The following is a 16,930-nucleotide window of genomic DNA, read 5'->3' as shown; positions in this document are numbered from 1 at the left end:
CAAGTGTTTTTTCAGCCTGATGCCATGTCAGGCGCAGCCGTATCGCCAGCTTTATTGGGCTGAAAAACAGTATGGCAGGCGCGCCCTTGGTTTTTTGATGCATAAAGCGCCTGATCTGCATCGCTCAGCATTTGATCAACAGCCGGCACTTTATAAAAACTTGATAAGGTCGTTCCGATACTGGCTGACACGCAGCAAGTCTGGCCTTCAAAGATGATCGGGCGTTCAAGTTGTGTGATGATACGGTTTGCGATGCGATCTAGTGTTTGCAGATCAATGCAATCGTGAAAGATTAAAACGAACTCATCCCCGCCAATGCGGGCCACCATATCATGAGTGCGCGTCTGCCTTGAGAGGACTTTCGCAATAACTTGTAGCACATGGTCCCCCGCCGCATGGCCATAGGTATCGTTCACCTGTTTGAAGTAATCGAGATCCAGATGCATCAGTCCGAACTCAACACCATTCTCAGATAAACGCCCTAACAGATGGTCCATGGCCCGACGGTTCTTCAGGCCAGTCAATGTATCTGTAAACGCCTGTTCTTCAGCTGCAATTTTGGCGCCCTGCAAGCGTGTGTTCAAACGCTTCGATTCCTCTAAGGCAGCTGTCTTAGCCTCAATTAAATATAGCATATCAACTGTTGGATCTGACGGCGCAAAATCGGCGCTGCTAAGATCATAGCGACTGACCGCTTCTACCACAGAAATACCAAGGGACAGGTTGATCAGAGCACCGGAATCGTCTGGCAAGCGCACCAGTAGACCTTTCATCACATATTTTTCACCCTGACGGAATGCAACGCGAAGACGTGAATGGTCTGAGGCATAAAGATCAGCAAACCGCCCGACAGAAAGCGGGCGCTTGATTTCCATCACCTCCAGAAGACGCTGCCCAACAAGTGGCGCATCAGGGAACAGTTTCTGCAACGTAGGTCCTGCGCGCAGGATATGACCGGTCTTCGACACCCAAAGATGCAGCGGCATCAGATGATCCAAAGCCGCTTCAGTGATCGAAATATCTTGAACAGACGCAACCATTACTACACCACCGCTTCAGATCCGAGACTGAAGGACCGACCTTCCGTGAAAGCTGCCTCTAGCAATTCGATGTATAATACTTCCGTTGTACCCTTGTCCTGACGCGTACAGGTCAGATCAAGAATAACAAGGGTGCCATAGTCATCCGCCAAAGCCCTTAATATCCCTAGCAGAACAGCACCAAAGCCAATATGGGACGCCTTGCAATGCAGATTGAAGCTGCAAGAGCTGGTCTGCCGCAGCTCCAACTGCGGCAATTCCAGCCCCGGCAAGGCCAGCTTGCCCCGATCATGCAGATCATCAAGCGACAGGAGAAATTCTTCAAACGTATGACCACCGAAACGCAACAATCGGCGGACCGGCTCCATATTGGGATGTGTCACCATATAGGTGCCGATATCTTCAAGAACTGTGGCCTGATCACGGTCAAGACAGTTCGAAACTGCATCCATCACGTCATCTGTCAGATGGTCATCATATTCGAGCATCGATTCGAAATCGGTAAAGTCAAGCCGCGCTTGGCGGACGACCTTTTCCCACATGGGTTGGCCATACGTGTCGGTCACAAAACACTGAATCGACCGGTTAATCAGCCCGTACATAGCAGTTTCCATCCATTTCTGGACAGAAACGTAGCTCACGAGCTGTTAAGAATTCGCAAATGAGTTCAAGGCGGCATCCCGATCCAGTCTGGCAGATGGCCAATATGGTCAAGAATTACATCCGCATGTGGTGCCAACGTGGCTGCGTTTGCAGGCCCAGTCAGAACACCAACTGTCATCATACCAGCTGCACGTCCCGCATGAAGGTCATGCAGACTGTCACCAATCATTGCGATTTCGGATGGATCAAGCCCGACATGGCGCGCAAAAGCCAAACACATGTCAGGCGCAGGTTTGCCGCTATGGCCGCTGTCAGACCCCGCGATATAGCTCAGGTGCTCAATAACACCCGCTGTCGTCATATGTGCCCGAGCACAGCTTTCAGTATCGTTTGTGGCAATCCCCATGACGATCCCGTGTGCATCGAAGCTGTCAAACAATGGCACAAGCGGGATGACCTCAGACAAAGGGGCAGCAGCGGCGGATGCGTTGTTATGATTGAGAAGATTATCAAAGCTCCAATCGGGTAAATGGGACAGCAACAGGGTGACGCTTTCTTCCGGTGTACCGGCAATGATCGGGCTGTGAGGAAAGAATTTCTGTCTGTCGATATCATAGCCCACGGCTTCACTCAGACATGCCAAAAGGCCTGTATCGCCACGTGCCAGACCCCGCAAAAACCCATCTGCCCAGCGGCCCCAGGTCTTGTCAAAATCAAAAAGAGTGCCGTCCTTATCGAACAGTAGTGCCTTGATCATGGCCTCGCCTTTGCTTGTGCTCCACAGGCAAACCTTTTCAGGCAGAACTGCGATGCACAAGCGTGTGAGCAATCACCATATCTTTCAAAACAATCTGTTGTTTGGAAAACGTGTTTTCGAATTGTACCGCCTGCTAAGCCTCGCGTGCAAGTTTGCGGTACTTAATGAATAGAATTGGCCATAGAATGAAGAAAATAAATGCCAGAAGACCTAAAACTGCCGTAGCACCCCATAGGATTTCTTGATCACTTAGTCCGCCCGTCTCGATCAAGTAAACCGGGTCGGCAACGACTAGACCCTCTTCCTCATAGAAATCGCGCAGCAATAACGGCAATGGTGCTTCACGCAAACGACCGGTCCTGTTGAACAAACCCTCTGATGGCTGAACATTACCCCGTTGCGTAAGCACTTGAACGAACCGAATTGGGTCAGATTTCCCATTTCCGCCAGACGCCACGATAGGCGCGTAATAGGTATCAGTTGAGCTTGAATTGACCGTCTCGGTGATGATGTAAATCTCGTCAAAAAGAATATCACCCTGAGCTACAATATTTCGTGCCTCCGGCTTTGTTTCGCCCATGGTAGCCACGTCAAGCGCAACTGGCGGCTCTGTCCCATCTGAGGCGGTCAACGACAGAAAAAAGGCGACCCCGCCGCCGAGCGCACAGATGATTGCAAAAAGCGGCATATATCTGGCAGTACTGCGGGCTTTGGCAACTTCATCAACTTCGCCTGCGCCAAGACCCAAACCACCTCCGTTGATTACAGACATTGGAAGAATTGTGATTATCACCCACAAGAGCAAGGCTGTGTAAAAATCATAATACTCGCCCAAATACTCTGCTTCTAAACGGATAGCCCAAGCATACACACCCCATTCGAACCACCAGCAATAAGCGATATACCCCGTCATCACGAGGCCCCATACTATTGCAAGAAAAAACCGCATACTGATAACCTTCTTGTATTTATTAATTTAGAACACCAGATAGGCGGAAAACCGCTATCTGTCAATTAGCCTTCTGGAATCAACAGGTAGAGAACCTTTTGCATCAGGATGAACAAATTCGATCTGGCTGCCCTGAGCACACCCGACTACGTTTGGCGCGCAGCTATAAGGACCGCCATTAATGGGAAAACTCTTTTCATATAAAAATCGCCCGGTTCACCTTGGCGGCTACCCTCTTGAAAAGCTTGCCCGACAAGCAAGCGCTGATCTGAACTCTCTGCCTGCAATGCAAGGTCTGAGTTTTCGCAATCCTGAAGACCCGCTGAGTATTATCAATGCCATGCGCGACTATCAGGCGATGCTTGATGCAACCCGAGACGGGCTGGTCAAGAAAGAACGCGCAGTGATCCCGGATGACCTTCAGGAACGGGCGAACCATCTGAAAGCGTTTGGCTATTACTGCGATGCATCGATGGTAGGAATATGTACGATCCCGGATGAAGGCTGGCTTGATGCGCCACTTGTTAACCCGGACGTAGACCGCTTGGCGGAAAAGCTTCGGACCATGCAACCCAAAAGCCTTGCGGCAGGGATAGATGTGATCATGGCAAACCTGCGGGAAGCCATGCGTGCGCCACCAGCCGATTGCCGTCATCACACACATGCGTTGGTATTTCTTTATGACATGCCCCGCGATCCGGAACCGGATGAGACAGGTTGCGACTGGATCAAAGGAGCCCAACCTCAACGTGCTTGCTTGCGCGGCATGGAAACGGCTGTAACGCTCGCAGCATATATACGCACATTAGGGTTTGACGCCCGCGCGCACTCTATGGCGGCGTCTGACCTGCATTTGGGCAAGCTGGCGGTGCAGGCTGGACTGATCTTGCCTGATGGCAGAAATCCATTCGTTGGCAAGCGCTATGGGTTGGCGGTGCTAAGCACCACGTTGACCTTGCATGCGGACGCCCCATTGGAGCCCGATGCGCGCCCCGGATTTTCGTGGACAACAGGCATTGGTTCACATGCAAGAAATGCAATCAATGCCGACCCTTTCGCCAAACGCGCCTTCCGCCAGGGGCCCCATCCGTTTGAAACTTTGAAACGCGTAGATGAGCCTACGACCTATATCGACGCCCCCAATGTCGCCCGCGTTCCAAAACGCGCGAACCTGTTCGTCAGAGGATTGTTTGGCGATATGGGCAAAGCGGTGCAAGAGGCTACGAAGAACGGCAACTACGTGCGCAAATCGGCCTCGGCTTTTGCCTTTCGTCCGTCACTGGGGGCTTTTGTGCTGTTGCAGGATGGTGAGGCTGCAACCGAGCCGCATCCCAGCACCCGCGACGCAGACAAAAACGCCGCCAATATCAAGGCTGCATTATATTGGCTGGGCGTGGATGCTGTGGGCCTATCTGCCTGCCCCGATTGGGCTTACTATTCCCACGATGCAGCGGGTCAACCGATCACGCCCTACCATTCCAACGCCATCTCCATGATTATCGATCAGGGGCATGAAACTATGGAAGGGGCATCGGGCGATGACTGGATCGCCTGCGCACAGTCCATGCGCGCTTACCTGCGCTTCTCGTTGCTTGGCGGTGTTCTTGCGCAACACTTGCGATCGCTTGGTTACACCGCGCGCGTGCATTCCGTGATGGACGATGAAGTTCTGCACCCTCCTCTGTTGCTTCTGTCGGGCCTTGGCGAAGTGTCCCGTATCGGCGAGGTGATCCTGAACCCGTTTCTCGGCCCCCGCCTAAAATCCGGCGTTGTCACCACCAACATGCCAATGACACATGATAAACCCATCGATTTTGGCCTGCAAAAGTTCTGCGACGCCTGCAACAAATGCGCCCGCGAGTGTCCGTCCGGGGCCATCACTGCTGGACCGAAACTGATGTTTAACGGATATGAAATCTGGAAATCTGACAGCCAAAAATGCACAACCTACAGAGTCAGTCAGAAGAATGGCGCAATGTGTGGGCGCTGTATGAAAACCTGCCCGTGGAACCTTGAAGGGTTATTTTCTGAAGCCCCTTTCGCAAACTGGCCATGACAGTGCCATCTGCTGCCAAAACACTGGCCAAGCTTGACGATATGGTCGGTAATGGTGAGATCAATCCCGTCAAGAAATGGTGGTGGGATCTGGAAATGGTGGATGACGGGGCTTATCACCCGTCTGCCCATCCGGTGAATGCGCGACCTCTATCAAAAAAGCTGGGCCTGAAATACGAGGACCAGACATTGGCAGTCTATCCCGCCCCGCTGGCTCCTCCGCCCTATGCTTATCCATTTCCAATGGATCGTGAGGCCGGGATTGCCGCTTATAAGGCCATGATTGTAGCTGATGAGCACAAAGCACGCCGTTCCAAGGGCCTGCCGCCCGAGCACGTATACACGGCCGATCAGACGGAAAGCCCTGTTATGGGGGTTATCGTCTCGAAAGTTGAGCAGATGACCAAATCGGTCACGAAGTACGAGTTTTCTATGCCGGACGGGTCCGATATGCCCCCGGTCACTGCGGGCGCGCATATCGATGTGGTCGTCGCACCAGAATTTTTGCGCCAGTATTCCCTGTCTGGCGATCCGAAAGATCGATCAAAATACCAAATCGCCGTGTTGCGCGAAGATGAGGGACGTGGGGGCTCCAAATTGATGCACCGGGTATTTGAGAAGGGACGACGCGTTCATATCTCGAAACCCATCAATCATTTCCCACTGCATGAAGATGCGTCATTCACCTATCTGATGGGCGGCGGGATCGGGGTTACGCCAATGATCGCGATGGCTCATAGACTGCATGTGATCGGAGCTAAGTTCGCGCTTCATTATTCATGCTCAAGCAGAGCTTCGGCCGGATTTATGGAAGACCTAGCAAAGGTGCCATGGGCAGATCGCGTTCAATACCATTTCTCGGATGAAGGAACGCGCTGTGATCTAAGCCAAACCCTTTCCTACAAAGATGGGGCGCATATCTATACCTGCGGGCCAGAGGTTTATATGAATGCCGTTATAAACATAGCAACTCTCAACGGTTTCCCAGAAGCCGCGCGACATCTGGAATTCTTCTCGGTCCCAGAGCAGCCCGAATATGAGAACCATCCCTTTACCCTACGCCTGAAAGATGGGCGCGATATCACTGTTACTGCCAATGAGGCAGCCACTGACGCGCTTTTGCGCGCGGGGGTCCATGTGGATGTTAAATGCTCCGACGGGTTATGCGGCGTATGCAAATGCGGTGTGATCTCAGGCGCTGTCGAGCACCGCGATTTTGTGCTTAGCCAAAAAGACCGCGCGAGCTCCATGATCTTATGCCAATCCCGCGCAGCCGATCCAGATGGAAGGATTGAAATCGACCTGTAATGCAGGCGTTCAGGTCCAGTTGGGCAAATCGCCGCCCGGCAGTTCCTGACGTGCAAGCAATGGTTGCGCATAATCCAACCCGGAGGCATCGCAAAAACCAGTGACCCAAGTATCATCCATTAAAAGGAAATCCAGAACAGAGCCCAGAAACATTGGATCACTTGCCTGCGTTTTCACATCATCAAGCGATGCCCCGCTTGCACCAAGAAATGTACCCATCAAATCATCAGAGGACGCGATCCAGCCCAGCGCTTGCAGCGCGACTGCCTCAGCTTCGGAAGATGTCATCATGCCAGAGTCAAAAGTTATCCATACTACATAAGTGCAAAGCACAAAGTATTGAGATTTGCAAAAGCGTTTTAAGGGTTTTTCTTGCGCAACCCTTTCTCAAGCACATCTTCCAAACGGTCAGCAAAAGCGAGCCTATCAGCATCGCTCATGTTACCCAGATGCTCAATTAGAACCGTTTGCCCAGCCAACTGCGACTGCCCTATCAGTTGACGTTGAGCTTCAAAGGGAGCAGCGATTTTTGAAGGATCAAACGGATTTTCCCGAAGAATGCCTACGACCTCACTTGCCAAATCCAGCATTACTTTGCGATTGGATTGAAATAAATCTTTCTGATCCCGCAACACATCGCCTAAGACACGGCGGTCTTCAGGGGATAAGGCCCGCCCATAGGGGCCAAGCGAAAAGGCGCGCATCTGAGGCGAACTGCGTTTTTTGTCGCCGTCAGAAAAGCGTGCTCCGATAAAAAGGCCCGCAAAAAGCAGATTTAACGCTAACGATATGACAAGCACAGTGCGTCCCCATGAAAAACCCGCCTTATTTGAAGTGTCATTCACACTCATCACCCTTGCCCTTCTTCGAAAAACATCTCGTCACCTGGTAGAAAATCCAAAATCCTGATTGTCGCATCGGCTTCAATGTCTGGCGTAATTAAAGTCGGATCAGAGAACCCCACTAAAAATCCGGTCGCCATAGCCGTAATCAAACCACCTGCAGCTGGCCATCCCCCAATGACGCGCAAGGCGCGAAGCCAACGGAATAACACCGTTTCATACTGCGGTGCCTTGGTATGTTCTCGTTCCGCATCAAGCGCGATCCGCTGCAAAAGCGCTTCATCTGGTGCGACAGACCTGTCATGCGCCGCGTTGAATAGCACATCCAGATCAACTCTCTCATTAGGATCCGTCATAACCCCAGCTCCTCTTTTCTATGGCTTAGGATAGCCGTCAAAGCCCGCTTCCCACGGGCAGTAAGGCTTTCAACCGCTTCTATGCTGACCCCGAGTATCTGCGCGATGTCCGGATTTGACAGCCCTTCGATATGGCGAAGGATAATGGCCTGCCGTTGTCTTTCAGGCAACTGCGCCAAACCCGCATCAAGTGCAGCAACGCGATCTGCCTGCATCATGGTGGCCTCTGTACTTGGCCTGTCATCTTGGGGTTCGGCGACCCCATCCAATGGGACCATTCGGGACTTACGCAAGCGATCCGTACATAAGTTGCTGGCAACCTGAAACAGCCATGTCGATGGTTTCGCAGTACCTGGTCGCCAAACTTTGGCAATCTTCCAAAGACGCAGCATTGCTTCTTGTGTCACATCTTCGGCCTCACTGGCATCGCTAAGCAGTCGTGATGCGAAACTGTATATGCGCGGGGCAAGCCTGAGCGTCAGTTGACGTGCTGCATTGGCATCACCTTTGGCATAAAGCACAAGAAGTGCCTCATCGTTCAAGTCTGTCAACTGATCGAATGCCATGGTCATTTATTGCAAAGCTACCAAGCCCTGCCCCGCCTACAAGGTACTATACTTATTCTGCTGGCTTTGCGCGATGACCGCGACGAGCATGATGTGGAGCAGCTTCGAATTCAGCCTTCGAAATTCCACCGCTGTTATCAGCATCGAGCCGATCAAAGCGTCGGGACGTGCGATCTGCGGGAGGTGCCATTTCTTCCACACTTAGCTGATCGTCATTATTTGCATCAAAGCGCTCATACATGCGATCTAGCTGCGTGTTTGCGCGCTGCTCGGCCTTTGCCTGTATTTGTTGCTGCAATTCATCTCTGCTGACGAGACCATCGCCATTTGTATCCGCACTCAAAAATTGCAGGTTGCGGTGAGCCTCCATCTCAGCTTGCGTGACTTCGCCATTGGAATCAGCATCCAGCATTTCAAATGTCGCACGCTCACCGCCACCGCTTCTGGCCAATGCGGGCAGTGTGGACAGAACTATTGCAATACCAACCCCCAGGATTGCGGATTTCTTCATATCGAGTTTCATTTAGGTTTCCTTGATCTATGCGCATTTCATAAGCGCTTCATGCCCTTTAAACGCGCAAATCGTATTGTTCCGTCGCCCGCACATTATTTTTTTCGCAACACGCCGCTGCAAGACACCCTGTCGCGGTGCCATTTACAAAAAACCTGTTAGACAGAGCACAAATGATAGGATCGATTATGGCGCGTGATACATTAGCAGAACCTGATGAGCGTGAACTGAAGCCTGCAATGCTACGCGGTTGGCGACGTCGCTGCCCAAGTTGCGGCAATGGACCGATGCTGAAAGGTTATCTCAAAGTGCGGGACGAATGCCCGGTTTGCAATGAGAGTCTGCACCACCACAGAGCAGATGATGGGCCGGCTTATCTAACGATCCTAATTGTCGGACATCTTATGGCGCCGCTTTTTCTCTGGGCTTTTGTAGAGTATGAGCCTGATCCGCTTGTCATGGCGACGATCTTTTCCACCGGCTGTGTCGCCTTGTCTTTGTATCTGTTGCCAAGGCTTAAGGGTGTGATCGTTGGCGTTCAATGGGCCAAACGTATGCATGGGTTTGGTGGCGATATAAGTTGAAAAGGCAGACGTCTTCCGGGCAGGATACGCAAATGAGCAATGTGCCTATCCGCGATGCGGCAACTGTAATCCTTGTCCGTGATCCTGAGACAAATCCGAAAGTCCTGATGGGGCAACGCGGCAAGTCGGCTGCTTTCATGCCAAACAAATATGTTTTCCCCGGCGGCGCTATCGATCCAGAGGATGCCAGAGTTCCTTTGGCCGGAACACCTGATCCAACCTGTGTTGCACGGCTTGCACAATTATCTACCTCCGACCTACCTCATGCGCTTTTGGCCGCAGCTATTCGAGAGGTTTGGGAGGAAACCGGTCTGATTCTCGGGACGCCCACAGGCGCTGAGGCCGTTATGACAGAAGAATGGCACGCGTTTCTGGCTACGGGGTACTTACCTTCTGCCATCGGATTTCGTTATATCTTCCGCGCCATCACACCGCCCGGCAGGCCGCGCCGATTTGATGCGCGGTTCTTTCTGGTGACCGCAAACCATGTGCAAAATAATCTTGATGATTTCTCAAAGGCCGAGGATGAATTAAGCCACTTGCACTGGGTTCCGATCCGGGAGGCACGCGCGCTGGATCTGCCTTTTATCACCGAAGTTGTTCTGGCCGAGGTGGAAGGCCACCTGAAAACCAATGCCCCACCCCAAAGCGTGCCGTTCTTCAAGAATGACACAGAAGCCTCACAGTTCCTGCGTATTGTGTGACAAAATCAATTAAGCATGTTCCTGAATTGGAAACAGCTTCATATTGCTGCCTGAATCTGTTGGTAGCCGCCGGCATATGAGTTTGAGTATGACAAAGCCTATGCCTTTACCGCAGCAAGCACAGACCAATACAATGCGACGTGACTTCTTAATTTTGGGCGGTCTACTGCTGTTGTTTATTTTTGGTCTACTTGGTCTTGCTGCCGTAACCGGATGGGAAGAAACCAAACAACAACTCCTGAAACTCAGCTTGTGGCAGATTGCTATTTTGCTGGGATTATCTTTGGTAAACTATGTCCTCAGAGGCCTGCGGTGGCATATGTTTGCCCACCGCCTTGGTCTGCGCACAAGCCTCATGCAAAACATGCTGCACTTCTGGGGTGGCTTTGCCATGAGCATCACACCCGGCCGGATCGGAGAACTGGTGCGCCTACGCTGGATTTCACGCTTGTCTGACTGGAGCTTTTTCCGCATTACGCCCCTGCCGCTTGCGGATCGTGCTTTTGACATGGCCGCGATGGGGCTGTCGCTGGCAGCGGGGGTCGTTATGGCGCAAGGCGGCGTTGCCGGCGCAATACCAGTGGCGATATTGGCCATAGGTACCGCGTTTATTGTGACCCACCCAAGGATTTTGGCCAACCTGGTCGACGGTCTCTGGCGGATAATTCATCGCGCACCGCGCAAATTTGTCATGCTAAGGCAGGCTGCGCGGTCCATGAAACTGTTTGGAACCTATACAACCGCACTACCTGCAATGGCGTTAAGCATTATTGGCTGGTTGGCGGAAGGTTATGCACTTTACCTTCTCCTGATCTGGCTGGGGGCTGAAATCAGCTTTGCCAGCGCGATCGTGATTTTCATCTTCTCAACACTGGCAGGCGGTCTGACCGGTGCGCCCGGTGGGCTTGGTGGTGCCGAGGCCGCGATGGTATTTCTTTTGGGACTTCAGGGCGTCCCGCTTGAGACCTCGATTCCGGCGACGGCTATCATCCGTGTCACAACGCTCTGGTTTGCGATAGGTATTGGCCTTATAGCCTTCCCCCTTGCTGAACGTATCTCTAAAAGGGCCTGAATCATGCTTTGGAACACTCGCACATATACCGGCTGGGGCCGTGTTCATTCCGCAACTGGTAAAGTCGCGCGCCCTGAACGTGTGTCATCTGTTGCTCATGTGCTGGAAAATCAGAGCGCCCCCGCCATTGGTAATTGCCGATCTTATGGAGATGCCTGCCTGAATGATGGTGGCGCGGCAATTGATATGACCCGCATGGACAGGCTTTTGTCTTTTGATGCGGAAACCGGCGTGCTTGAGGTCGAGGCCGGTGTGCGTCTAGGCGAATTGACACGTCTGTTTGCCCCAAAAGGTTGGCTACCAGCCGTCATGCCCGGAACAGGATTTGCAACTGTTGGCGGCGCAATTGCCTTTGATGTGCATGGCAAGAACCACCATAATGCAGGTTCTTTCGGGCAACATGTCGTCAGCCTGACATTGATGAACCGCGGCAAAACACAAGTCATCGGCCCAAACAAAAATGCGACCCTGTTCAAGGCTACCGTGGGTGGCATGGGGCAAACCGGCATCATCGTATCTGCCAAGTTGCAGCTTCTACCCTGTAAGGGCGATGTCATAATGGTAACAGAAAGACGGATCGACGGGTTTGAGGAATTTCTTGAGGCGCTGGACGCCTCGCAATCCACTTATACCGTCGGCTGGATCGATGCGACAGCTACGGGTGATGGTTTAGGCCGCGGCATCCTGGAAGAAGCCGAGACGGGTTATGGCCTGGTAAAGGCCAGAAAGGCCTCGAAATCTGTGCCATTCAACGCGCCGGGTTGGGCTTTATCCAATCCAATCGTGAAGATGTTCAACTCTGCCTATTTCCGCCGCGTTCCTGATCGTGGGCGCACTTTGGTCAAACCTATTCAAGACTTTTTCTTTCCCCTTGATCGTATCCATGACTGGAACAAGCTGTATGGAAAATCCGGCTTTCACCAGTTTCAATGCGTTGTACCCATTGATCAGGCCCCTGCCCTGCGCAGCATGCTGGAAAAGATCGCCAACGCGGGATCAGCCTCGCCGCTTGCGGTTCTCAAACGCCTTGGGCCAGGACGCGCCGGGATGATGTCTTTTCCGATGGATGGATACACATTGGCAGTAGACTTCCCCAACAGGGGCCGTGTTGCCAAACTGATCGCAGCTTTGGAAGAAATGACAGAGCAAGCCGGTGGACGTGTCTACCTTGCAAAAGACGCAACTATTGCGCCCGAACGCCTGAAGAAGATGTATCCAGAGCTTGCGGGCTTTGCAAAAGCGGCAAACAAAGCTGACCCAGATAAGGCATATGAGACAGATCTGATCCGCCGTTTGCAGTTGAGGAACGTAACATGACCGAGAACTGGATCATCCTTGGGGCGACATCGTCCATGGCGCGCGCCTTCGCGCGGGCCGTTGCACAAGAAGGTGCACAAGTTTTCCTGGCTGGCCGCGATATGGCAGACCTTGAGGCAACTGCAGCAGATTGCCTTTTACGTGGCGCGCCTTTGGCAGAAGCTCTGCGCTTTGATGCCCGAAACCCAGACGACTTTGCCAATATCATTCAGCGCGTGCAATCCGAGGATGGGATGTTGAATGTTGCAGTCTTCGTCGGCTCCATGCCACCGCAAGACGCTATTGACGATGATCCCAGCCTGATTGTTGGCACTGTGACCGACAATTACGCTGGCCCCGCTCAGTTTCTGCAAGCTATCACTCCCGAGATGGAGGCACGTGGCGGCGGCACTGTTGTAGGCGTTGGCTCAGTTGCAGGTGATCGGGGGCGGATTGGCAATTATGTTTATGGCTCAGCCAAGGCAGGCTTTCACACCTATCTTAGTGGCTTGCGTAATCGCCTGACTCGTTTCGGTGGTCACGTGGTGACCGTCAAACCCGGTTTCGTAGATACGGCGATGACATGGGGTATCGAAGGAATGTTCCTGGTCGCCCCACCCGAGAAAGTCGCAACAGACATACTGAAAGCCGTTCGCAAGAAGAAAAACGTGATTTACACGCCTTTCTTCTGGTGGATCATAATGACAATTATCAAGTCGATCCCAGAACCTATCTTCAAAAAGATGTCAGTCTAAGACCTATTGAGTCAGGAAAACGCACCCATCCGTCGGAAGGTCCGGCGGGGTCAGGCATAGGCCGCGGGCGACCCTCCAGGCTGCCAGGACCTTAGGAACGTAATTACGGGTTTCCTCGTAGGGTGGCACGCCATTATGTTTCTTCACTGCGTTTTCGCCTGCATTATATCCTGCCAAAGCCAGAAGCGGGTCGCCATCGAACTCATTCATCAGCCAAGACAGATAGGCCACACCCCCCTTAATATTCTGAGAGGGTACTTTTGAATCAGAAACGCCAAAACGCGCAGCGGTTGCAGGAATTAACTGCATCAGCCCCTGCGCACCTTTGTTGCTTTCTACAGCAACACGTCCACCTGATTCGACGGCGATAACAGCCAATACAAGCGCAGGAGAGACATTCTTGCCTACACTATGCGTCAGGATTTCCGCGCCGTGCTTGGTCGCTATCTTTTGTAAGGTCGCCAATCGCGGCTCCGGCACTGTTCTTCCTTCAGGAGACTTCTCCAAGTGTTCTACCGCCTGCCCAAAACGCCCGGGACCAGATGCGTCAATACTGGGCCCCACCACATTCCAGAACCAATCGATGTCATGTCCCGCAGGCTTTACATCAGATCTGGGTTTGCGCGCAGCTTTCGGCGGTGGGTCCGGCTGTGGCGCGATTTGTATCGTTATAAGTTTTTTGGCACCCGCTGAGGGCGGCTTTATCTTGTTGAAGGTAAAGTCTTGATAATCCCCGCCATGGGCCGGAGATAAGTTATTGGCATGCGTTGTGGATGCACACATCACAACAGTTAAGGTTACTATGATTCTAAATACCGACATGACCTGCCCGACCTGCCTATTTGTTTATTATTATGATTCACCCATTACAGAAAAAGCCTGTCAAAGCTACTGTTTTTGCAGCAGATCTCGCCTCATTCCGTATCCCTTTTGACACTTTGAAAACTGCTTTTCTAGGGTAAGCTAGAAAAATCCTACAAATATAATCATATATATCAATGCATTAAGGGAAAATTAACTTATTGGGCACAAGCGTCACAAATTGAACGAATGTTGCCCAATTCTTGCCAGATTTCACCGGCTATATCTGCTCATACCAAAGCGGTGACGGGTCGGAACAGAGGCTGCCCTGGATCAATTTCAACGCTAAGGTGAATTTGGAAACTGAAACTTACTGTCATCCTTTGGAGGGATACACTATGAAACTGATCACACTCGCAAAGAACTTTGCTAACGACGAATCTGGCGCAGTCACCGTTGACTGGGTTGTTCTGACTGCCGCTCTGGTTGGTCTGGCTCTGGCCGTTATGGTCTTCATCTCCGACGGTCTGAAAGATCTGTCCGGCGACATCAAAGGTCAGCTGACAAAGCAAAACATCACAACGAACTTCCTGCGTTAAGTTATACAATTCTGATTTAATTCAGGATTATGAGAAAAAAAGTCGCGCTTATTGGGCGCGACTTTTGTTATGAATTACTTACGCTTCCATATATTCATTCTTTTTGGGTACATGTTTTAAAACGCCAAAATAAGTTCATTTTAATGACAGAGACTGAACTAGTTTAGTCAAATTTTTGTCGAAATCCTTCATTAACACTTTGTTCATACCAAGCTTATTATGAGGTTAACGTACACCTCTGATAAATTTGGACAATAATGTGAACTGGAAAACTTTAAAATCATCCTTTGGAGGGATAAACTATGAAACTGATCACACTTGCAAAGAATTTTGCTAACGACGAATCCGGCGCAGTCACCGTTGACTGGGTTGTTCTGACTGCCGCTCTGGTTGGTCTTGGTTTGGCCGTTATGGTCTTCATCTCCGACGGTCTGAAAGATCTGTCCGGCGACATCAAAGGTCAGCTGACAAAGCAAAACATCACAACGAACTTCCTGCGTTAATCTGGAAGGACATCCTGATGATGCCCATCAGGATAATATCAAAAGAAATCGCGCTGAAGAAAGCGCGATTTTTTATCTTTTTTGCTACTTTGCAGAAGCCAAGGAAACAAACCGTTTCTATTATATCTGAAAAATAAAAATTCTGACCGATTATCCCCCAATTTCCGCCATATTCTTGGTGCTTCTTGTTTGAAGAAGCAGCGTGCATTTCGTTGATATTCAGGGAACAATTTAGAAAGACCTTGTGATGACTCAGTATATAAAACAGTTCTTATCAGATGAGTCCGGTGCAGTAACAGCTGACTGGGTTGTACTGACAGCATCAATTGTTGGCCTTAGTTTGGCCGTAACAGGAACTGTTCTCTGGAGCGGTGGTCCAGAACACGTCAGCACTGCAATTGGTGACTCTCTGACAGGTTACGAAATTAAGACAACTTTTTAAGTTACAGTTTCGACAGCGCTGGTGCACGTCCATAATTGTGTGCCGTACGCAACGTAAGGTTTATAAACCATGCTAAGTCATGGTTTTGACGCATTTTGCTATGATAAGAGGTGTGATATAGTGTTCAGCAATTGAGCTGGATTTTGACTCTTGTAGGGGAGCGTGGGAATGCGTTTGGTTTTCGGATTGGTTCTAGTGGCTGGTGTCGGGCTTGCGGGGACCGCAGTGTATCTTATCAAAGATCGTATGAGCCAATACCAAGTGACCTTGCAGGCGCAAAATGAACAGCTTGCGAGCCAAGTTCCACTTACCCCTGTATTTGTTGTCAGCCGCAAGATTGAATACGGTGAACAAATTACTCAGGAAGATGTAAGGCTGGTCAGTTGGCCAGAAAACGCGATACCTGAAGGCGCGTTTCAAGTGGCTGAAGAACTGTTCACCCCAAATGGTGAGTTGCGGGTTGTCGTACGGCCTATGGAAAAAGATGAGGCAATTTTAGCCACAAAAGTAACTGAACCTGGACAAGATCCCGGTCTCTCTTCCCGCATACCCAAAGGAATGCGCGCATTAACACTGCGCGTAGACGATACATCTGGTGGTTTCTTGAGGCCAGGTAGTAAAGTTGATGTTCTTTGGACTGGCAATTCCCAAGGGCGTGAAGTTGCCCGCATCCTAGAAGGAAGCGTAGAAATTATAGCGCTGGATCAAACATCCGATACATCCAGACGGAACACAGGCGTTGCAAGAACTGTCACTGTTGCAGCTCCTCCTGAAAAGATTGCTGGACTTACTTTAGCGCAACAAACGGGCAGAATCTCTTTATCTCTTGTCGGAGATAACGATGATACGATTGTTGCCGGCGGTGCCATTGAGATTGATCAAAGGACACTGCTAAATATTCAAGAAGAAGTCGTAGAAGTCGAAAAAGTCGAAGAAAAATGTTATATTACAACCCGTAAGGGCGGTGAAGAGCAGAAAAAAGAAATTGCATGTAAAGAATGATCTTTACAGACAAGAGAAATATAAGCGCGGCACTATATATATAGTGCCGCGCTTCTTGTTTTTACCATCACTAGTCAGGTGTTGCGGCAAGTCCACATAAACAAAACCCTATAACATGCTGATTCTTGAAATAAATTAATACATCGCACATGGTTCGCATAATGTGGGCATTGACCCATTTAACC

Annotated in this window: 18 protein-coding genes and 1 pseudogene; 9 read left to right on the top strand and 10 right to left on the bottom strand. The window is 50.9% G+C overall.

What is annotated here, in order from left to right; translation table 11 throughout:
* Positions 1 to 11: 11 nt before the first annotated feature.
* The 4 genes from ACZ1HF_RS17080 to ACZ1HF_RS17065 all read right to left on the bottom strand — a co-directional run bounded on the left by ACZ1HF_RS17080 (position 12) and on the right by ACZ1HF_RS17065 (position 3,313).
* Positions 12 to 1,040 (bottom strand): diguanylate cyclase domain-containing protein, encoded by a 1,029-nt coding sequence (locus tag ACZ1HF_RS17080; RefSeq protein WP_472658635.1) that lies wholly within the window; start codon positions 1,038 to 1,040, stop codon positions 12 to 14.
* 2 nt (positions 1,041 to 1,042) lie between these two features.
* Positions 1,043 to 1,642 carry a heme NO-binding domain-containing protein gene (locus tag ACZ1HF_RS17075; protein ID WP_472658634.1) on the bottom strand — a complete coding sequence of 200 codons (600 nt, stop codon included), beginning with the start codon at positions 1,640 to 1,642 and terminating at the stop codon, positions 1,043 to 1,045.
* A gap of 65 nt (positions 1,643 to 1,707) precedes the next feature.
* Entirely contained in the window at positions 1,708 to 2,400 is a 693-nt protein-coding gene (locus ACZ1HF_RS17070; protein WP_472658633.1) for an HAD family hydrolase, read from the bottom strand.
* A 133-nt stretch (positions 2,401 to 2,533) separates the two neighbouring features.
* A complete protein-coding gene (locus ACZ1HF_RS17065) occupies positions 2,534 to 3,313 on the bottom strand; it encodes a hypothetical protein (protein ID WP_472658632.1) in 780 nt (259 codons plus the stop codon).
* A gap of 217 nt (positions 3,314 to 3,530) precedes the next feature.
* On the opposite strand from ACZ1HF_RS17065, the pseudogene ACZ1HF_RS17060 reads away from it, so the two are divergent.
* Positions 3,531 to 6,712 (top strand): annotated as a pseudogene (locus ACZ1HF_RS17060) (4Fe-4S dicluster domain-containing protein).
* 9 nt (positions 6,713 to 6,721) lie between these two features.
* Here the strand turns inward: ACZ1HF_RS17060 and ACZ1HF_RS17055 are convergent.
* The 5 genes from ACZ1HF_RS17055 to ACZ1HF_RS17035 form a co-directional block, all read right to left on the bottom strand.
* The gene (locus ACZ1HF_RS17055; RefSeq protein WP_472658631.1) at positions 6,722 to 7,003 is read right to left on the bottom strand and encodes a DUF3572 domain-containing protein; all 282 of its coding nucleotides are present in this window, start codon (positions 7,001 to 7,003) and stop codon (positions 6,722 to 6,724) included.
* Positions 7,004 to 7,071: 68 nt separating this feature from the next.
* Entirely contained in the window at positions 7,072 to 7,557 is a 486-nt protein-coding gene (locus tag ACZ1HF_RS17050) for a periplasmic heavy metal sensor (RefSeq protein ID WP_472658630.1), read from the bottom strand.
* Positions 7,558 to 7,562: 5 nt separating this feature from the next.
* The gene (locus tag ACZ1HF_RS17045) at positions 7,563 to 7,910 is read right to left on the bottom strand and encodes a hypothetical protein (protein ID WP_472658629.1); all 348 of its coding nucleotides are present in this window, start codon (positions 7,908 to 7,910) and stop codon (positions 7,563 to 7,565) included.
* A complete protein-coding gene (locus ACZ1HF_RS17040; RefSeq protein ID WP_472658628.1) occupies positions 7,907 to 8,482 on the bottom strand; it encodes an RNA polymerase sigma factor in 576 nt (191 codons plus the stop codon). Before ACZ1HF_RS17040 ends, ACZ1HF_RS17045 begins: the two co-directional genes overlap by 4 nt.
* A 46-nt stretch (positions 8,483 to 8,528) precedes the next feature.
* Positions 8,529 to 8,999: an EF-hand domain-containing protein gene (locus ACZ1HF_RS17035; RefSeq protein ID WP_472658627.1), complete on the bottom strand. Its 471-nt coding sequence runs from the start codon at positions 8,997 to 8,999 to the stop codon at positions 8,529 to 8,531.
* 176 nt (positions 9,000 to 9,175) lie between these two features.
* Between ACZ1HF_RS17035 and ACZ1HF_RS17030 the strand changes: the two genes are divergently transcribed.
* The 5 genes from ACZ1HF_RS17030 (at position 9,176) to ACZ1HF_RS17010 (ending at position 13,398) form a co-directional block, all read left to right on the top strand.
* Positions 9,176 to 9,571: a DUF983 domain-containing protein gene (locus ACZ1HF_RS17030; RefSeq protein WP_472658626.1), complete on the top strand. Its 396-nt coding sequence runs from the start codon at positions 9,176 to 9,178 to the stop codon at positions 9,569 to 9,571.
* 32 nt (positions 9,572 to 9,603) lie between these two features.
* A complete protein-coding gene (locus ACZ1HF_RS17025; protein ID WP_472658625.1) occupies positions 9,604 to 10,275 on the top strand; it encodes an NUDIX hydrolase in 672 nt (223 codons plus the stop codon).
* A gap of 88 nt (positions 10,276 to 10,363) precedes the next feature.
* Entirely contained in the window at positions 10,364 to 11,347 is a 984-nt protein-coding gene (locus ACZ1HF_RS17020; protein WP_472658624.1) for a lysylphosphatidylglycerol synthase transmembrane domain-containing protein, read from the top strand.
* Positions 11,348 to 11,350: 3 nt separating this feature from the next.
* Positions 11,351 to 12,664 carry an FAD-binding protein gene (locus ACZ1HF_RS17015; RefSeq protein ID WP_472658623.1) on the top strand — a complete coding sequence of 438 codons (1,314 nt, stop codon included), beginning with the start codon at positions 11,351 to 11,353 and terminating at the stop codon, positions 12,662 to 12,664.
* Complete coding sequence (locus tag ACZ1HF_RS17010) at positions 12,661 to 13,398, top strand: SDR family oxidoreductase (protein ID WP_472658622.1); 738 nt, start codon at positions 12,661 to 12,663, stop codon at positions 13,396 to 13,398. The genes ACZ1HF_RS17015 and ACZ1HF_RS17010 overlap by 4 nt, the downstream gene beginning before the upstream one ends.
* A gap of 3 nt (positions 13,399 to 13,401) precedes the next feature.
* On the opposite strand, the gene ACZ1HF_RS17005 is transcribed toward ACZ1HF_RS17010, so the two are convergent.
* Positions 13,402 to 14,220 carry a lytic transglycosylase domain-containing protein gene (locus ACZ1HF_RS17005; protein ID WP_472658621.1) on the bottom strand — a complete coding sequence of 273 codons (819 nt, stop codon included), beginning with the start codon at positions 14,218 to 14,220 and terminating at the stop codon, positions 13,402 to 13,404.
* Positions 14,221 to 14,597: 377 nt separating this feature from the next.
* Here ACZ1HF_RS17005 and ACZ1HF_RS17000 point away from each other — a divergent pair, with 377 nt between their 5' ends.
* The 3 genes from ACZ1HF_RS17000 (at position 14,598) to cpaB (ending at position 16,745) form a co-directional block, all read left to right on the top strand.
* Entirely contained in the window at positions 14,598 to 14,798 is a 201-nt protein-coding gene (locus ACZ1HF_RS17000; protein ID WP_472658620.1) for a Flp family type IVb pilin, read from the top strand.
* A gap of 302 nt (positions 14,799 to 15,100) precedes the next feature.
* Positions 15,101 to 15,301, top strand: coding sequence for a Flp family type IVb pilin (locus ACZ1HF_RS16995; protein WP_472658619.1), 201 nt, complete (start codon positions 15,101 to 15,103; stop codon positions 15,299 to 15,301).
* Between the two features lie 610 nt (positions 15,302 to 15,911).
* Positions 15,912 to 16,745 carry a Flp pilus assembly protein CpaB gene (gene cpaB / locus ACZ1HF_RS16990; protein WP_472658618.1) on the top strand — a complete coding sequence of 278 codons (834 nt, stop codon included), beginning with the start codon at positions 15,912 to 15,914 and terminating at the stop codon, positions 16,743 to 16,745.
* Positions 16,746 to 16,930 lie beyond the last annotated feature (185 nt).

The sequence above is a fragment of the Litoreibacter sp. GN1-5 genome (assembly GCF_055693805.1).
This window is presented reverse-complemented; position numbering and strand designations above follow the sequence as displayed.